13 protein-coding genes are annotated in these 18,763 nt (G+C 44.2%); 7 read left to right on the forward strand and 6 right to left on the reverse strand.

Annotated features, from left to right (window positions below; translation table 11 throughout):
- Positions 1-332 precede the first annotated feature (332 nt).
- Together treY and treZ are read right to left on the reverse strand one after the other, a co-directional pair.
- The gene (gene treY / locus LAY57_RS16955) at positions 333-3,116 is read right to left on the reverse strand and encodes a malto-oligosyltrehalose synthase (protein WP_249067965.1); all 2,784 of its coding nucleotides are present in this window, start codon (positions 3,114-3,116) and stop codon (positions 333-335) included.
- A 92-nt stretch (positions 3,117-3,208) separates the two neighbouring features.
- A complete protein-coding gene (treZ, locus tag LAY57_RS16960; RefSeq protein ID WP_249068017.1) occupies positions 3,209-5,032 on the reverse strand; it encodes a malto-oligosyltrehalose trehalohydrolase in 1,824 nt (607 codons plus the stop codon).
- Positions 5,033-5,693: 661 nt separating this feature from the next.
- On the opposite strand from treZ, the gene LAY57_RS16965 reads away from it, so the two are divergent.
- The 3 genes from LAY57_RS16965 to LAY57_RS16975 all read left to right on the forward strand — a co-directional run bounded on the left by LAY57_RS16965 (position 5,694) and on the right by LAY57_RS16975 (position 9,195).
- Positions 5,694-6,941, forward strand: coding sequence for a glycosyltransferase family 4 protein (locus LAY57_RS16965; RefSeq protein ID WP_249067966.1), 1,248 nt, complete (start codon positions 5,694-5,696; stop codon positions 6,939-6,941).
- The gene (locus LAY57_RS16970; RefSeq protein ID WP_249067967.1) at positions 6,938-8,122 is read left to right on the forward strand and encodes a glycosyltransferase family 4 protein; all 1,185 of its coding nucleotides are present in this window, start codon (positions 6,938-6,940) and stop codon (positions 8,120-8,122) included. The genes LAY57_RS16965 and LAY57_RS16970 overlap by 4 nt, the downstream gene beginning before the upstream one ends.
- A gap of 845 nt (positions 8,123-8,967) precedes the next feature.
- Entirely contained in the window at positions 8,968-9,195 is a 228-nt protein-coding gene (locus LAY57_RS16975; RefSeq protein ID WP_249067968.1) for a hypothetical protein, read from the forward strand.
- On the opposite strand, the gene LAY57_RS16980 is transcribed toward LAY57_RS16975, so the two are convergent.
- On the reverse strand, positions 9,181-11,358 hold the full coding sequence (locus LAY57_RS16980; protein WP_249067969.1) for a hypothetical protein: 2,178 nt from the start codon (positions 11,356-11,358) through the stop codon (positions 9,181-9,183). The two genes, LAY57_RS16975 and LAY57_RS16980, sit on opposite strands and share 15 nt — an antisense overlap.
- A 351-nt stretch (positions 11,359-11,709) precedes the next feature.
- Here LAY57_RS16980 and LAY57_RS16985 point away from each other — a divergent pair, with 351 nt between their 5' ends.
- From LAY57_RS16985 to LAY57_RS16995, 3 genes are read left to right on the forward strand one after another with little or no spacing between them, the layout of a single operon-like run.
- On the forward strand, positions 11,710-13,038 hold the full coding sequence (locus tag LAY57_RS16985; protein WP_249067970.1) for a flippase: 1,329 nt from the start codon (positions 11,710-11,712) through the stop codon (positions 13,036-13,038).
- 49 nt (positions 13,039-13,087) lie between these two features.
- Positions 13,088-14,056 (forward strand): glycosyltransferase family protein, encoded by a 969-nt coding sequence (locus LAY57_RS16990; protein ID WP_249067971.1) that lies wholly within the window; start codon positions 13,088-13,090, stop codon positions 14,054-14,056.
- A gap of 22 nt (positions 14,057-14,078) precedes the next feature.
- On the forward strand, positions 14,079-15,149 hold the full coding sequence (locus LAY57_RS16995; protein ID WP_249067972.1) for a glycosyltransferase family 2 protein: 1,071 nt from the start codon (positions 14,079-14,081) through the stop codon (positions 15,147-15,149).
- A gap of 1 nt (position 15,150) precedes the next feature.
- On the opposite strand, the gene LAY57_RS17000 is transcribed toward LAY57_RS16995, so the two are convergent.
- On the reverse strand, positions 15,151-15,945 hold the full coding sequence (locus LAY57_RS17000) for a glycosyltransferase family protein (protein ID WP_249067973.1): 795 nt from the start codon (positions 15,943-15,945) through the stop codon (positions 15,151-15,153).
- Between the two features lie 260 nt (positions 15,946-16,205).
- Between LAY57_RS17000 and LAY57_RS17005 the strand changes: the two genes are divergently transcribed.
- Positions 16,206-16,895, forward strand: coding sequence for a class I SAM-dependent methyltransferase (locus LAY57_RS17005; protein ID WP_249067974.1), 690 nt, complete (start codon positions 16,206-16,208; stop codon positions 16,893-16,895).
- A gap of 19 nt (positions 16,896-16,914) precedes the next feature.
- On the opposite strand, the gene LAY57_RS17010 is transcribed toward LAY57_RS17005, so the two are convergent.
- Complete coding sequence (locus LAY57_RS17010) at positions 16,915-18,009, reverse strand: glycosyltransferase (protein WP_249067975.1); 1,095 nt, start codon at positions 18,007-18,009, stop codon at positions 16,915-16,917.
- Positions 18,010-18,011: 2 nt separating this feature from the next.
- Entirely contained in the window at positions 18,012-18,725 is a 714-nt protein-coding gene (locus LAY57_RS17015; protein WP_249067976.1) for a class I SAM-dependent methyltransferase, read from the reverse strand.
- Positions 18,726-18,763: the final 38 nt, after the last annotated feature.

The raw sequence follows: 18,763 nt of genomic DNA on the forward strand, positions 1-18,763 counted from the left end.
CCTTAATCGAACTAGATGGTGCGTTACGCTGTCGCTAACGCACCCTACTATTGACTACAAACTGAATAGAGCGAAACTCTGTGACGCCATTGTCAATTCTTCCTCCCCTGTCAATTTTTCTGGCAATTTAGAACCAGAACCCATCCACTTGTCATCGGCAGAGTCGAGAACTTTGTTCCAACTACCGCTAGGAGTAGGAGGTTTAAAAGGAATATCTTTTTCGCTGAAATTAACGATCTTAGGTACGTTGTTGCGCTATAGCGCTCTTATACCAACTTGGATAAGAGCGCTATAGCGCAACAACGTACCTAGAGTGCAAGTAACTAGCAACTTTAGTTAATCAGCAAAGCGACAGGAAAATGTCTAAATGCTTCTCCAATTAGCACTTTGCCATTAGCTTGAATCGTTTGTGCAGCGATCGCATCTTTCCAGACAGACGGCATTCCCGGCGGCAGTTCGATTCGGGTATCATTCCATACCGCCTCTCCCAACGGATCTTCCCCTGGTTGGACAACGCTGGTTAAAAAGAGGGGAGTGAGCGCGATCGCAACCTTATCCCCATATTTTCTCGCAAAAGCAACAACATTATCCTTAAACTTCCCAGTCACCTCCAGCGGCAAGTAATCTCCTGCTTGGAAAAGTTCCCGATTCTCCTTTCTCGCCTCCAGAACTCTGTTGCTCAAAAACAGCTTAATTCGGGCATCTTCCCGCGTCGAAAGTAACTCACCAATCAGATTCGGAATATCCTTCTGAGCCTTCTCTTTAATATCCCGTAAAACCGATATCCGCAAATCGAAATCAACCGGACGGCGATTATCCGGATCGACATGACTCAGATCCCAGAATTCAGTTCCCTGATAAACATCGGGTACACCAGAAGCAGTAGCTTTAAGTAAAGTTTGGGATAGAGAGTTGAAAATTCCATACTGAGCAACCATCTTTTGGAAAGGAAGCATTTCCTTGATAAATTGCTCATCTTCCAGAACAGCATCGACAAAAGCCATGTAAGCGTCTTCGTAATCAGAATCCGGTCTTAACCATGCCGTATGAACCTTAGCTTCCCGAACAGCTTTAATGACAAAGTTCTTCATCCGCTCATTAAAGTCAGTGTCCTTAATATCCTCAAAAGGATAAGTTCCCACCAGCGTTTGATAGAAAAAGTATTCATCATTAACATCGGGAACCATCCGATTTTTCAGTTTCTTTTTCTTGGATTTATTGATTTCGCTCCATGCTTTCACCTGTTTTTCCCACTCTTCGGGAATTTCGGAAATCACATTAATTCTTGCTCGGACATCTTCGCCTCGTTTAGTATCGTGAGTTGCCGTCGCATTCATTTTATGAGGCCAAATTTCTTGCTGCTTTTGATTGAACTCGTGAAAGTCAGCAATTGAGATGCCAAATTCACCGGGATTGCCACCAACTTCATTCAGAGATATAAGTCGGTTATACACATAAAAAAGCGTATCTTCAATCCCTTTTGCCATCAATGGGCTAGTCATTTGTTGCAGCTTCATCACGAAGTGACGCCGCAGTTCCTTTTGTTCTGTTGTTAAGTTTTCCTCTTCTTCAAGCAGAAGTAACTTTTCGATAAAATTAAGTTCCTTCACAAGCGGAGGTACTTGCTGTTTGGCTTTTTCCATCACTTCCTTGATATAGAAGCGATCGGATTCCCTCAAACCCTCCTGATTGATATAAGTTCGATAAACCGGGAAGAGTGCCAACACTTCAGAAAGCGCTTTTTGCAAACCAAAGCGTGTAAAGTCATTTCCATGTCGGGATTGACCCGATACTGTTTTCAGAAGTTGAGCCAGATTGTCTACATCTCCCGCTAAATTTCTCTCGACAATTAGCCTTTTCTTATCATAAAACAGTTGTTCGTATGGAGCATTCAATCTTGTGAATCTGGAGTAGATTTCACTAAATTTTTCCTCATTCTCCCGTTGGCAGAATATGCCGTTTACATAGATCAAATAGTCATAACCGCTCGTTCCTTGAATCGGCCAGTATTCGGGCAGGTTTTCTTTCTGTTCTAGGATCTTTTCAACGGAAATGTAAGTATCTCCTGTTTTCTCTCTGAGTCGTGTCAGATATTCTGTAGGATCGTAAAGTCCATCAATATGGTCGATTCTCAATCCAGTAAATTTTCCCTCTTCAACCATCTGGAATATCAGAGCGTGGTTTTTGTGAAAAACCTTGATTTCTTCTACTTTTACAGAAATGAGTTCGTTGACGGTAAAAAATCTCCTGTAGTTAATTTCTTCCGCACCCACTTTCCAGAACGAGAGGCGATAGAACTGTTCTGACAGCAAACTATCTAGGGAATTAAAACTTTCTGGATTTCCCTTTTCTCCATTGAAGAATTCGATGTTTTTATCGATGAAATCTTTGACAGCCGGATTATTTATGTAAAGTTCCCACACAAGTCCTTTAACAAAGGCGATCTGGTCATAGCGTTCCTTGCCTTTTGTTTCTGAAGGAACGTTTTTGATCAGGTAAAGAATACCCAAAAATTTGACAAAATCTGGATGCTGTTTACCCCCCAGTTCCCTTGCTAGGTGTCCCAAGTTATGAGTAATAAACTTGGCATAAGATTCTATTCTGACGGGCAATTTAGAACTGTAGTAATTAACGCTCAGCCCACTTTCGTCATAGCTAAGTTGAATTTCGCCATTTTCCAGAGCCTCTCCATAAAAGCTTCCCATTAGCGGAGCAAGCACTCGCCCTTTGAGATTTTCATAATGGTGTTCCCAGTTAATATCGAAGTAGTCAAAATAGTCTGAATCTTGCCCATTTTCTAGCACGTCCATAAGCAGAAGATTTTCGCTATCGTAAGCCATGTGGTTGGGAACAATATCTTGCACCCATCCCATGTTTTTGGCTTGGAGTTCGCTTCTGAGTGCTGCAAATTCTTCGGGCGTTCCCAGTTCGGGATTCAGCACGTTCGAGTCTACAACGTCATAACCGTGAGTGCTTCCTTTTCTAGCTTTAAAGATAGGTGAAGCGTAAAGATCGGTAATTCCTAATTCAGAAAGATAAGCAACGATTTGCTTGGCTGCTTCAAACTTAAACCCGGCATGAAATTGAATCCGGTAAGTTGCTGTAGGAATCCGCATGATAAACGATCGCTCCTAAGTAATTTTTTGTGTTTAAAGGTGGGCAATTCCCATTAGTACACAGCAAAAGGTGGGCAATGCCCACCCCACAATCATTTGACTTCGTACACCACGAAACTTTGAGGTTTCACAGTCAATTCCTGTCCCGATTCCAAATTGTCAGGCAATTGAGAACCATGTCCCATCCACTTGCTATCGGAAGAGTCCAAAACCTTTTGCCAGTTGCCGGATGGAGGTGCAGCGGTAAAATTGACCTCTTTGTTGTTGAAGTTTAGAATGGCAAATATCTGGCTGTCATCACTCCAACGACGGATAAACAAAAGTTTTTCATCTTCGACACTGGACACTTCTAAACTCTTCTTATCGAGCTTTTTGAGGGCGGGTATTGTTTGACGCATCTTAATTAGTTTCTGATGCAGTTCCCACAGAATTTTGTGTTTGCCTTCTTTTCGATTTTCCCAGTTAAGTTTACACTTATTGAATGTATCAGGACTCTGGGGATCTTGCATTTCGCCTCGTCCTGCAAATGCTTTAAATTCTTCTTGTTTGCTTTTGCGTATGGCTTCAATCAATGGTTCGTCTGAATGACTGACGAAGTAGAAGAAAGGTACTTCTTCACCGTACTCTTCACCCATAAAAATGAAGGGAACAAAGGCGGAAAGGAAGATAGCACCTGCGGCCAATTTCAAACCTTCAAAAGAGACAAGTTTCGATAGTCTTTCTGCTAGGACGCGATTGCCTATTTGGTCGTGAGTTTGGGAGAAGACAACAAATTGATATCCAGGTTCTTCGACGGAAGAACTACCGTGACGACGTTTTCTGTGGGGGGCGTATTGCCCGGAATAAACAAAGCCTTCGCGGTATGATTTTTCTAGCTGTTCTATTTTGCCGAAATCTTGGTAATATCTGTCGTTTTCACCTGTGAGTAGGGTGTGTAGGGAGTGATGGAAATCGTCGTTCCATTGGGCATCTATTCCATAACCACCTATTTCTTTTGAGCGAATGGTGCGGACATCGTTTAAATCGCTTTCGGCTATTAGATAAAGTTTGCGACCTAGTTCTTTAGAAACTGTGGCAACTGCGTCTGCAAGTTCCCGCAAGAAGGGTCTGGCACCAAATTCCAAAATAGCTTGGATGGCATCCAATCGCAGGCCATCTATATGATAATCCTCAAACCAGTAGAGGGCATTTTCAATGAAATAATTACGCACGCCATCGCTGTATTGACTGTCAAAGTTCATGGCGTCGCCCCAATCACCGCTATATTTTTTCGTGAAGTAGGGGCCAAAGTCTGCGAAGTAATTTCCTTCGGGGCCAATGTGGTTGAAGACGACATCGAGAATTACTGAGATGCCGTGTTCGTGACACGCATCAACGAGTTTTTTGAATCCTTCGGGGCCACCGTAGGAGTCCTGTACGGCAAAGGGAAAGACGCCATCGTATCCCCAGTTGCGATCGCCTGGAAATTGGGCCACTGGCATAATTTCGATCGCATTTATCCCCAACTCCCGCAGATCTTTTAGCTGCGGAATCATTGACTCAAAGGTGCCTTCTGCTGTGAAAGTACCGACGTGCAATTCATATATAATCATCTCCTCCAAAGGAACGCCAGACCAATTATTATCGGTCCAGGTAAATGTGTTGCGATCGACAATTTCAGAAGGCCCATGTACGCCTGCGGGTTGAAACTGCGAAGCTGGATCGGCCCTGTCAATATTTCCTTCCAGTTTGTAATAGTATTGCGTTCCTGGAGCAACACCATCAACTGTTAATTTCCAGTAACCCTGTTCATCTTGTTGCATGGGCAGAAGTCTTCTATCTGAAGATAGAATTTGTACTGCTACCTCTTTGAGAGTGGGTGCCCAAACGGTAAATTCGCAACGATCGTTACCGAGATAACAAGATCCTATTTTCACTCTTTGGGCAGATTGATTTGGTGTCATAAATATTGTGAAAGTTTGGGGTTAAACTTTTGAAGTTGGGGAAGCGTAATGTAAAAATTATTCTCTATTTTAAAGAAGCTTGCAAACACAATTTTGCATTTTCTTGTAACTATATCGAGTTGGCACTGGATGGCACGCTTGATTTGAGTGCGTGTGCGATCGCATAATCAGCCGACAGGTTGCATCTGATTTGTTTAGACTGCCGGGTCGCCGGAGGTCAGATCTCACTGGGTGTGGTCATAAGTAGTTGGTTGAAACGGAAAGCTTTTCTTCTGGGCCTTTTCCTCCTTGTCTCCCTTGTTCTCCTTGTCCCATACATCACCAACTGGTGAGAGACCACACCTTATTTCACTCTGCCGATCCGATCGCAGTTTACTCTGCATTTTTAAGTATTTATACTTAGTATCTTGCTAACTGATATCTACCCGCTTAGCTGCTTTTGCTGACATCGGGCTTGAATTTAAAGATGATGTGAAGAGGCCAGAGAAATTTGTGAAACCTTAGTGAAATTTGCTACTTCCCTATACCCATATCCAGTAGTTACGACTAACCTATGTATTAATGCAGAGATAAATAGCTCGCCCTAGATACAGGTACAGATAGAGTATTTACGGAATGTATCCACCTTATAGTTATGAATAAACCTGTTTTAACAATATTCTACCAGTTCAATCCTTGGCACAGCAGCATCGGCGGTATCCAAACAATTATACGAAATTTTGTCAAGTACGCACCGAGTGAATTTGAGGTGCGGTTGGTAGGGACAGGCCACGAGGAGCAGCACCTGGGTCTGGGTAAGTGGCATGAAGCCGAACTGGGGGGCAGGGCAATAAGGTTTATGCCTCTGTTCAATATCAAAGATGACAATGTTAGAAGGTTAATACCCACTACCATTAAGTACACGGCTGCCTTGTTGGGTCGTAACCTTGCTTCCGACTTCATGCACTTTCACAGGTTGGAGCCGAGTGTAGCAGCGCTGAAGTGGCGTGGAGAAAAGGCTCTTTTTATTCACAACGATATTCATAAGCAGATGAGTTCTGGGGGAGGGAAAGATGCGATCGCTTGGCGGTATCTCCCAGCAGCATATTTCGCTATAGAACGCCTCCTCATTACCCAGTTTTCCCAAATCTTCTCCTGCAATACCGAATCGGCGCAATTTTACCAACAGCGCTACCCAGAACTAGCAGACCGCGTTTCCTACGTAAAAAACACAGTTGACAACGAGGTCTGTTACCCCTTGACCTGGGAAGAAAGGGAGGGGAGGAGACGCAAAGAAGCTATTCGGATGGGTAAGCCGGAAAATACGCAGTTCGTTCTATTTGCGGGCCGCCTTCATCCCCAGAAAGATCCTATCCTGCTGCTACGCTCTCTACCCGCGCTCAACGAGCCAAAAGTTCACCTACTGATCGCAGGCGATGGAGATTTAAAGGATGAGGTAAGTTCCGAGATCGATCGCCTTGGACTATGCGATCGAGTCACAATGCTTGGGCCAATAGACCAAGCCGAACTTGCACAGTTACAGCGCATAGCGAGTGTCTTCGTACTAACCAGCGCCTACGAGGGTTTACCCGTAGTCGTTCTCGAAGCACTTGCCTGCGGGACGCCAATCGTGACGACCCGATGCGGTGAAACCCCTAAGCTACTCACTCCTAACAGTGGAGTAGTCTGCGAGGATCGAACGCCAGTTGCAGTTGCTGACGCCTTGCGTAAAGTACTGCTAAAACCAGGCGATTTCCCAGTCGAAGCGTGCGTTAAAGCCGCCAAGCCTTACTCAGCAAGCGCTGTGGTGGGTGCAATCTACAACGAAATGCTAAACCGTTGGGAACAGCGGAACTCTCAGAGCCAAATTAACCAAAAAAATTTGACAGGGGTTTCATTATGAAAGTAGCTGTAATTGGTGCTAAAGGTTTGCCTGCTAAACAAGGTGGTATCGAGCATCACTGCGAAGAAATTTACTCGCGCATGGTTGAAAAGGGTCACGAAGTCGATTTGTTCGCTCGCTCCTCCTATACTGGCTTTACCTCAGTCCATACTGATAACGTTAAGGGTGTTCGCGTCGTCTCCTTACCTTGCTTGAATCCTGGAGGAATGGACGCGCTGCTGAGTTCAGCACTGGGAGCTGTAGCCACTCTGGGAACTCGCTATGACATCATCCACTTCCACGCTTTAGGCCCATCCCTCTTCACCTGGCTACCAAGATTTGCCTCCACTGCCAAAATTGTCGCCACCTGTCACGGTCTCGACTGGCAACGTGCCAAATGGAACAGAAATACTAAAAAACTACTACAATACGGCGAGCGATCTGCCGTGCGTTTTGCAGATGAAATGATCGTCGTCTCAAAAGATCTCCAATCCTACTTTAAGAAAACCTACGGCAGAGAGACAAAGTACATTCCCAACGCTGCCTCTTCCTTAGACGAGTCCGACCCCAGTTTTTCTTTCGGCACCGAACTTGGCTTGCAGAAGGAGCGTTACATTGTATTCCTGGGCAGACTCGTACCCGAAAAATGTCCCGATTTACTCATTAAAGCCTTCCAAAAACTCCGGCCCAAGGGATGGAAACTCGCCCTTGTCGGTGCCACCAGCGATACGCCTCATTTCACCACGCAGCTAGCTGAGATGGCAGGAAACGATCGAGATATTGTCTTCACCGGCGAACTCAAAGGAGCCCGTTTGGCAGAAATCATCCGAGGTGCAGGATTATTTGTACTTCCTTCTCAGTTAGAAGGATTGCCCCTGGCGATGCTGGAAGCAATGCAGGAAGGTGTCCCCGTACTGGCGAGCGATATTCCGGTACACCAGCAACTGATATCAAGCGATCGAGGTATGCTGTTCCGAGTTGGAGATTTAGACTCCTGCGTGCGCCGCTTGGATTGGGGAGTTCATCACCCCGATGAATTGGCTCTAATGGCTAGCAATGCCCAAAAGCACGTACAGGAACACTATAATTGGGATCAAATTACTACCAAAACCTTAGATTTGTACGAAACACCCCGCAAAGTCCTACCACCAGTCCCCTCACGTGCATGGTTGAAGTTTACAAACATACTCGCCAAGGCTTAACCTTAGTTGCGTCGAAAGTGTCCGTTAAACTAGGTGCGTATGACGGCTCAGCAATAACATAGTATAGTTTTATATCCGTATAAGCTATGTATTGCTAGTTTTTCAACCCTTCTTTAGCAGCACTATAGTCCTGTAACCAAAGCCTTAAGCGGGATTTACCCTTTAACGATATTGACCCCTGTTAACAATGGCGTACTGGAAAATACCAGTACGCTTTCGTATTTTCTCTTATTAATCAGCTTGCATTGAGATCCATAAGTTACCAAAACCCACTGATGCAATCCAAAATACTGTCTAATATCCTGGAGAAGTAAAGAGACTAAAGGCAGGAGACTGGGAGTCAACAACCCACCGTGTGTTTCGGAGTACCGACTATAACGGGGGCTTGAAAGATAGCCCTAGTTGACCAGACTCAGGTGGCAACACCTACGTTAGTGGTAAGAGTTAAAGACCTACCTGCGGATGCGACGCCAGTCCGTAGCTCTAGAACCGAGTGGTTAAACAGGTATAGAGGGTTAAGCCAGTGCTGCTTGGATAGTACCGACCACTAACATTGTCGAGGCGAACATTTACCCCTACCCCAGCAATGGGAGGGGGAGTAATCCCCACAATTAAACGCCCCACCGTTAGCGAAGCGGCTCCTCTGAGGAGCGGCGGGTCACAGTATCGGTAGCCTCAATCCTGTAATGCCAGCAGGGGATGCCAGAAAGAACTACCACTTTTGGGGCGCAAAGGTTTTCTACTCTCTACGAGAAATATGTTATGCAGCATAGACCATGCCCCCCGTTTCCTCCCACCACCAAGCTCTTTACAGCTATGGTGGGGGTCTCCACGGGGGAAGAAAGATGAAAGCAGGCGCAAATAAACTAACTTCTTTACCCCTAATGTTGCTTTTCACCGCTTCTGGCTTCGTCCTTTTGGCAGTTTCGGTAGTTTTGATGGCAGCAGAATCAATAGTTTCAGCACTATTGCCACAAGCAACAGCAGCAAAAAAAGTCGTTGGAGAAGGTGTTTCCCAAGCTAAGTACCGTCTGGAAAATCCCAAAACTGTTGAGGTTTTAGAACTTCCGTAAACCAGCCAGTGCCTTGGAATTGTCGGGAGTGCCGTAGAAAATTCCCCTACCATTAGTGCCAATAAAGACCAGCCCAAATTGCTGCCAACTCGCCTCCATCGCATTTGGCTCATTACCAATCGGATTTTGCGGCGAACCGATACTTGTCCAGGTTTCTCCTCTATCGAGAGAACGAAATATTCCCTCTCCCATACCAGCAACTTTTCCATACATATAAAGAGCTGGAGTAGTACTTCCCGTCGGGGGTTTCCCAAAGGCAAATAGATGCGCCTTCTCTACAGAAGAAAGTTTAGCAAAAGTCTTACCGCCATCTATTGAGCGAAACAAACCGCTGACACCATTACCGAACCACACTTCATTTTTGGCGACTGTTTTTAGTATTTTTAAGTCCCACTTGCTGCTAGGAAGCGAGGAGTTGGCAAGGCTGAAGGATGCGCCTCCATCAGTACTGCTGTAGAGTTTGCCCTCGCTGTAATAGTAAAAAGTGTTGCCATCTACTCTGTCTGCTGCTAGCGGCTGACTCCAATACCACGGCCCTCCCGGCCCATCTGGCAGTCCCGACACTGGCTTCCAGGACGCGCCGCCATCAGTACTACGCAGGGGTTGTGCTTTGCTGGTAATCGCAATGAATAAATTTGGATTAGTTGCGGATACAGCTACGCGCAGGGGCATCGTTTTCGCTGGAAATGAGGAAAATTTTTGCCACGTCAACCCGCCGTCTGTGGAAGTTGCGCCTGTATAAGTGGAACTCCATCTAGCACCACCGACGCGGACTAGGCGCAGCGGATTGGTTTGGGAGTAGGCAATGTCAAAGGTATCCCGCCATTCGGGAGTGCCTTCTAACCTTGTGGATGGATAAGCGTTAAGTCCATTGTTGTGGTGAAACCCGACGACATCGCCTAAAGCGCTTAACAACACAGCGCCTTTTGGCGGTGCAGCTAGGGAGAAAGAAACTACTTCCTCGTGTCCTTGTTCGTAGTTAGTCCAGGCAACTCGATTGGCGTTGATGTTGTCTGTTTGCCAAATGCCAAATCCGTCTGTCAGCCAAACTTTGCCCGGAACTTTTGGGTCAAATTCGATCGCAGCAGTCCACAATGAAAACATGGCATCATCCCACCAAGGAACGGTGTGCTTTATGGATGCGTTTTTCTCTGTCCAAGTGGTGCCGCCATCTGAGGTTCTGTAGATTTTAGTACGTACTGACTGACCAAGTGCTACTATGGCGTCGTTGGGATTGGTGGGGTTAACAGCCAAGGCATTGAAGGCAGCTTGCTTGCCATTGGGCGTAATATCGCTCCAAGTTCCGTTGGTATACTTGCTAACTCCAGACAGATGGGTTACATATAAAACTTTGTTGCTGGCGACAACCATTCGCTGCGCTTGATTTGGGCTTCCCTGTATTTTGCTCCAAGTAACGCCCGTGTCAGCAGATTTATAAATTCCGTCTCCAAAGACATTGGCGTAAACTAAACCGGGCTGTTGCTTGTCAAATACGATGCCCAGGATGCCAATCTTTGGGGTAAGATTTGCAGAAAAAGAAGTAACTTTAGCCCAGGTTGCGCCTGCATCTGACGACTTCCACAGCCCATCGTGGCGCGAACCGAAGAAGATAATGTTGGAATTAGAGGGATTGACTGCCAATCTCATTCCCGCCCAGCGATGCTCGTCGTTGCTATCCATCCCTAAGTCTATGTTAAGCTTTGTCCAAGTTGTCGCGCGATCGCTAGACTTAAAAATTGACCCTTTGGGCTGCCATGCAGAGTACTTGCCCGCCGCTATGTAAACAATATTCGGGTTATTTGGATCGACTGCTAGGGCTTCTCCACCATAGTAGGTTTGTTGAGACTGGGGAAAACGGTCATTTAATGGAATCCAAGTTTTATCTTTTGGATTCCAACGATAAAAGCCACCGATGTCAGTTCTGATGTAGACAAGATCTTTTTCTAGGGGATGAGGGTATACTCCCGTGACAAAGCTACCGCCTCCGATAGATACGTTAGCCCAGCGATACCCGCTTCCCCCGGCAGCATAGTAAGTTGGGGCTGTAGAGGCGACTACTTTACCTGTATCTGAGCTAGGCTGTTGGTTGCTAGCGGCACACCCAGTTATAATGCCAATAAATATAGGAGCCACACTCCAATGGATAATTTTCGATATATTCATGATTTCTTTGAAATTCCGGTAGGCTATACTTGATATTTTTTGATTTTGCCCGTTGATTGCTGTGTTTTGATAAAAGTGCGATCGAGAGATTTTGATTGTAATAAGGCAACACAAACAGATTATATCAAATCCAGTTAAATACTGATATTATCTAGCTTGGCTGAGAATTGCTAAAGTTAATGTTGCCATAAAATTTGCTAGTAACGCAAGTTCCTAGTTATATAGTTGACGCTGGTATTAGGTACGTAGTTGCGCTTTAGCGCTCTTATCCCAGTCGTAATAAGAGCGCTAAAACGCAACTACGTACCCAGAAAGCAAGTAACTGGCAACTTGAGTTAGTAATAAAGCCCCATGCTTAATAAATTGACCGCAGCAATTCAAAAGCTTAGCCCTGAGCTTCGCAAAATTATTGGCAATATCGGCTGGCTGTTTGCCGATCGCATTCTCCGCATGGGTGTGGGGCTGATTGTCGGCGCTTGGGTAGCCCGTTATTTGATGCCAGAGCAGTTTGGTCTTTTCAACTACGCAGGAGCCTTTGTGGGGCTGTTTGGTGCTATTGCCACCTTGGGGTTGGATCAGATTGTGGTGCGCGACATAGTTCGCGATCCAGCTTGTAAAAATGAAACTCTCGGTACTACCTTTGCCATGAAAATCATTGGTGGCATAGTTACAGTATTAGTTACGGTTGGAACTGTTTTTCTGCTAAACCCTAAAGAACAAATGACTCTGTGGTTGGCAGGTATTATGGCAGGAGGAACAATTTTTAATGCCTTTAATACCATCGAATTTTGGTTCCAGTCACAGGTTAAGTCAAAGTATACTGTTGTGGCTAGAAATACCGCTTTCCTACTCACCACTTTGCTCAGAATTGCTTTGATTCAAATGCAGGCTCCTCTGATTGCCTTTGCCTGGGCAGTATTGGTAGAGAGCCTTTTGGGTGCGGTGGGTTTAGCGATCGCTTATAAAGCAAAGGGACACACTCTTCTAGAATGGGGTGTAAGTTGGCAACGCGCAAAGAGTCTGCTAAAGGAAAGTTGGTCGCTGATAATTTCTAGTTTTGCTATTATGGTTTACGTGCGTATTGACCAAATTATAGTAGGACAATTAGCTGGAAATGAAGAAGTTGGACTTTATTCAGTAGCAGCACGGATATCGGAGCTTTGGTATTTTATTGCCAGCGCAATTGTCACTTCTGTGACTCCTTCGATCGTGCAAGCTAGGGAACAAAGCGAGACACTTTATTATAGCAAATTACAAAAGCTTTTTAATCTGATGGCGCTGATAACTTTCGCGCTAGCCATTCCCATGACCTTTTTGTCCAAACCTCTGATTGTGACGTTATTTGGTGAAAACTATGTACGGGCTAGCGAGATGCTGTCAATCTACATCTGGTCGGCAGTATTTGGTTTTTTTGGCTGGGCTAAAAGCATTTGGATAATTGCAGAAGGTTTGACAACTTATGCTTTAATCACTACTTGTTGTGGTGCTGTGATGAATATTGCACTGAATTTTTGGTTGATTCCTCTTTATGGAGGAAATGGCTCGGCCATAGCAACAGTCATTTCTTATGCCTTTACCGATTATGTTATGTGTTTCATATATCCCCCGGCTCGCAAACTTGCTTGGGTAATGACTAAAGCGCTGACTTTTAACTTTTTTACTTTCAAACATTTGTGGTAGCATTGAATAGCAAGATCTAGTTATAATCCAAATTCAAGGATGTATTCTTATGGAAGATTTTGGCATTATCATAGCCTGTTGCGACCAAGATTATCACTTAGCGAAAGGTTGCTGTGGCAGCATCAGACATTTTTTGGGTGATGTTCCGATTTGCCTGATTATTGACGGCACATTTTCAGCCAGCGCCCTGGAAAAAGCTTATGATGTTCGCGTCATTAATAAATCGAACGTCAAAAATCAGGTTCTCCGTGACAGGAGTTTTGGTTGGGGGTTGACTAAGATGATTGCCTTTTGGGAAAGCCCCTGGAGCAATTTTCTTGTCCTGGATGCCGATACTATGGTTTGGGGAAATTTACTTAAGTTGGCGAACTTTAAAGACTTCGATATAATTGTCGATCGGCCTCTTTACCAAGATTCATTTGAAGATTTTTCTTTATTTTTCTTTAAACCTCAAGAGATTGAAAAGCATTTTCCCAACTTTAATTGGCAAAAGCATCTGGGCGAGTATTTTTGCACGGGAACTTTCTTCGCGAAACGAGATATTTTTAGCTTGGATGAATATATTAATATGTTGGATTTTGTTGCTAAAAATCCCAACGTATTTTGGCTGGGAGAACAAGGCTTTTTGAATTTGATGATATTTCGCGACTCTGACGAAGGCAAACTGCGTTTGGGACAGTCTAGCTGGCAAGTTATTGTCCCGAAATTTAAGTGGGAAGAACTTCAACAGCGTTTTCCGGTCGAAAAAACTGGCCCAGTCGTGCAGGGAGACGACGCTTGCGTAATTCACTGGGCTGGGCCAAAGCCAACTTTGTACAGTTCTCAGGTTTACTCCGAACCGATGAATTTCAGTCGCCGAAAGTGCATAGCGGACACCCAGGGGTTGACTGGATTGACAGCGGATGTTTTACTCAAAAGAGAAGATATTCAGCGTTCTCTAAATATTTACCAGAAAAAATTGGTTCGCAAAGCTAGGAAGTTGCTCAAACTTTCCGTAAATCAGGGAGTGAATTACTAAATATTCCTTTCAAGTAAGTATTATGATACCAAATCAGCCTCGCGCCACTGCCGTAATGCCTGTTTACAACAGGGAACAGTATTTAAAAGAAACGATTGACAGCGTTTTAACCCAGACTTTCCAAGATTTTGAGTTTATTATTATCGATGATGGTTCTACCGATAAGAGTGTTGAAATTATCGAGTCTTACCACGATCCAAGAATTAAGTTATTTCTGAACGAAAAAAACCAAGGAACAAGTTACAGTCGAAATCGGGCGATCGATCTTTCCAGCGGCGAGTATATTATCACTATAGATTCTGACGATATTAATGTACCTGACAGGTTTACAAAACAAATTGCTTATATGGATTCCCATCCCGAAGTAGGTGTCTGCGGAAGTTGGGTAAAAACTATTGGTGAAGTATCGGGAGAGTTGTGGCGTTGCGCTGTTAATCCAGAGATTATTCACTGTCGAACTTTGTTTGAAGCGGTGATGTGCCATCCTACTACTATTCTGCGGCGACAATTTTTAGATCGATACTCTCTGAGATACACTCTTGAGCTAAGACGCGCTCAAGACTGGGATTTGTACTGTAGGGGTGCCAGACATTTTGCGATCGCAAATATTCCCGAAGTCCTTGTTTACTACAGATGGCGCAATTATCCCAAAAATTTATCCGACGAGGAACTTAAGTCAGAACGATATTATTTTTTCTATGAGATTGATAAAAGAAACTTCCAAGCTTTAAATTTACAGGCGACTGAGGATGAGATGTTAATTCATCGTCGCTTGGGAAATTTAGAGCTTAAAAGAGATAGCGATTTTGTCACAAAAGCAAACAAGTGGCTGCATAAACTGCATTCAGCCAACAAAGTCGCTCATGTATATCCTCAACCAACTTTCCTTCAAGTTTTAGCAGGTTATTGGTTGGAAGTATGTAGTAATGCTTCATCCTCTCCTCTCGAAACTTGGCATCGATTCTTTGATAGTCCTTACTTGGAGATCAGCAGTTTAACTGCGATCGATCGGGCCAAGATTTTAGGCAAGCGCTTTGTTAAAGAAAGCTACTTTAACCTAAAAAAAGCCTTAAAGAGTGGCAAACTCAACTAACTCAATTCTTCTTTTTGAGGAAGTTTTTCAGAAAAGGAAAGGTTTTGCTTAAGTTATATTTAAGCCGCTTTTTAACTCCCCTTAAACTTTTATTAGTTACGCTATGATAGACCCAGGCATCTAACTCTAAGCCAAAAGTAGTTGGCGCTTTGTTAACAAGAAAAGATGACGCAGCATCGGAAACTAAGACTTCCCAAGTATGTGGCTGCTGTTCGCCCCAATTAATAATATCTGTCAAACTCACTCTTTCTAAGAGTTTTTTCTTAATCAAGCAAGCGGCGGTGCCAAAATATTTGTTGGGATGAGCAAAATCGTCATTGTAATCTTGACCGGGAAACCAGTCCTGATGAAATTCTTTAGGCATAGTTAGCAGATTTATGCCAAGGATATTTTCATCTGTATCAAGTATCTCAATACTTCGCTCTAGTAAAGTGAGACAATCTTCATACGATCCAGTGACATTTATGTCATCGTCAAGATGGAGAATGTAGTCACCCCGGCAAAGGGTCATACTGCAAACAATTCCGAAATTACTATGGGGTGGATGAATTAGGCTATTATACCTGACATCATCAAATTTATTCAGAATATTGGTTTCTTTAAGCAATCTAATTCCATTAATATCTGGGCTACCGTCATCTAAAAATATCTTTTCGGCAAAAGGCAGTTCTAGGAATTTATCCCAACTTTGGATAGCATTGCGAACTAGGGAGGTGCGGCGGTTACCTAATGACTTGAGATAAGAGCAGGTGCAGAAGGATGTTTTACTGAACAATTCACTTGTGCGAGTTTCCATGATAGGTACGCTTCCAGGTATTACTACTGAGTCAATATTTTACAAGGTATTTTGTGTAAGCGATCGCAACTTTTTTCTCTCCTCTATAAAAACGCTATCTTTGTTACCAAAACATTCTCTTACACTCGGATAATAACTGGAGTGGGCATAAATAAAAATACCTCTTTAATAAGATGTTATATTTTACAACATTTCGAGAATGGACTGCTAGGTTTTAGGTTAAAATTTTTGTTAAATCAATGGCACTTAGCGAGAAAAACATGGAAGCTTTAAAGCGCTACATAATTGAGCGAATTGACAGGCGTGTTAAATGGGAAGACAAAGACATCTTAGCGATGCAGTATTTGGCTCCGCTGAGTAAAACGTACTTGCCGTGGACGATCGCATCTATGAGACCGAGTGGCTTGGTTAAGGTGCTAAACGACATTGTTGTTAATCGGCGATCTTGTATTGTCGAGTGTGGCGGTGGTCTATCGACGTATTATATAGCTAGCTTAATTAAGGAAAGGGGTGGGCATTTATACACGATCGAACACGATCGAGCATGGGTAAGCATCTTGAAAGAATTTTTAGCTACGCAAAATTTAGATAAATTCGTCTCAATCATTTGCGCTCCCCTTGCCAAGAGCCCGCTAGCCATCAATGATGGGTATTGGTATGACCAAGAGATAATTCGGGATGCGATCGCTGGGCTCAAGATCGATTTGCTGTTAGTAGATGGCCCTCCAGCGCATGACAAAAACATCATGTACGCGAGATACCCGGCTGCTCCTTACTTTAAGCCGTTTATGTCAGAAGATTACACCATTATCTTAGATGATATTAATAGAAAGGGAGAGCAGGAAATTTTGCGGAAATGGGAAAAAGAGCTTGCTATTACCTTCTATCAGTATCAGCTTGATGGCAGTATTGCCATTGCCCAGTCTAAAAACTCTTGGCTGATTGCTTAAAGTTTTAATCAATGCAGTGCTAGCCAACCTGCAACACTTGTAAATACTGGGTCACAGCTTTTTCTAGGGAGAACTCGGCAGCTTTGCCCTGCAACGCCGCCTTGTCTGGGGACTCATCTAGGGTGGTAGCGATCGCATCTGCTAAACTCTTGATATCCCCCACAGGCACCAGCTTTCCATAGCGCCCGTTTTCCAGAATTTCTGCGGGCCCGCTCTTGCAGTCCGTAGACACCACTGGAGTTCCTCCAGCCATAGCCTCAATCAGTACAGTAGGCAACCCCTCATATAAAGACGAAAGCACAAACACCGCCGCCTTAGCCATGTAAGCATAAGGATTATCCACAAACCCAGGTAAAGCGACATCTGCACCTAAACCCAATTCTCGCACTAAAGCCTCCAGAGAAGCGCGTTCCGTCCCTTCACCCAAAATCATCAATCTGACTGGGCGTTGCTGCTTGACTAGAGCAAAAGCGCGAATCAGAGTAGGGAAATCTTTTTGCTTTTCCAGGCGTCCCACAGCTAAAATCACCGGGGTCGCACCCGGCGCAAACCAAGGATGTTCAACAGGTTCAACAGCTTTTTTGGCAAGTTCTGGGGTGACTACCGGATTGTATATCACTTTCAGGCGTTCTGAAGATATACCTAACTGCGCCAAATCTTCAGCCGATCCTTTAGATACCGTCACAACTGCATCTGCCCAAGGGTAAAATAAACGTGCCAAATAGGGTGCCAGTCGCTTTTTTATGGCGATCGAATTTTGAGACTCCTGGGAAAGCGTGTTGTGTACCGTCACTACCACTCGCGTCGATACTCCAGCGATGCGCCGCGCCCAAAGCGCCGCTACGTTAATATCTTCCATCGCTGAAAGCAGGGCTGTTGGTTTATTTTGTTGCAGGTAGCGGATCAGGGCGGGGATGCTTAGCAGCAGTCGCGAAGCGCCCAAGTCCACTACTCGCACTCCGGGCGGGATCGATGACAGGTATGGCCCTTCTTTTTTAACTAAAACTAAGTCTACGTTTAGACCTTGTTCTACAAAACCACGCGCTAGGTAGAGCATTACTCTCTCAGCTCCACCGCCGCTGAGAGAAACCAGGAAAATTGCTAAACTAGACACTTTTAATTCTCCTTTTTCTGCTTCTTCAGGACAATAATAAAATCGGTGGAGTCTGGATCGACCTGCCCAAAAGTAAGTACTTTCGTCATCCCCTCAACCAACTTCCAGATCGGGCCAAATTTTTTTCTCATTCCTTCTTGACGAAAGTTTTCATACAAATCGAAGTATGCGATCGATAAATTATGTTCCTCTGCAAATTGTTTCAGAGCTACTGGGCTGATCGAATATCTCGAAAATGTTTTAAAAGGGCCGAAATCATCTGTTCCCGCTCGCTTTTCACCAAAAATATTTCTGTACACCCAAACGTGAAACCAGTGGGGAGTGAATTTTGTGGTTAGACCCCATATAGATAAAACGTTCGGTTGTGCCAGAATAATCAGTCCATCCTCTTTGGCGGCGCGGACAAAATTTTTTATAGCTAGTTCTGGTTTGTCCAGATGTTCTAAAACATAGAAACAAATTATCGCATCATACTCGTTTGACGGTAAGTTATAAGTTTGGATGTCACCCTGGATTTTTTCACTTATATAAGTATTTCTTGCCAGTTGCTTTTCGGAAATATCGATACCTATCAGGTATGGTTCCTCTCCTAGTTTTACGTGAGTAGCAGAACCGCAACCTGCTTCTAGAACTTTTAAGTTTTTGCGGTTGTTCAATAAATTGTCGATCGCTGATTGCAATTTAATGAACTCTGGATGCGCGATTTCTTGAGTCATAGTAGTTTCCTCTCATAAAGTTTGTTCAAAATTTTCGC

This window comes from Argonema antarcticum A004/B2 (assembly GCF_023333585.1).
In the GTDB taxonomy this organism is placed as follows: domain Bacteria; phylum Cyanobacteriota; class Cyanobacteriia; order Cyanobacteriales; family Aerosakkonemataceae; genus Argonema; species Argonema antarcticum.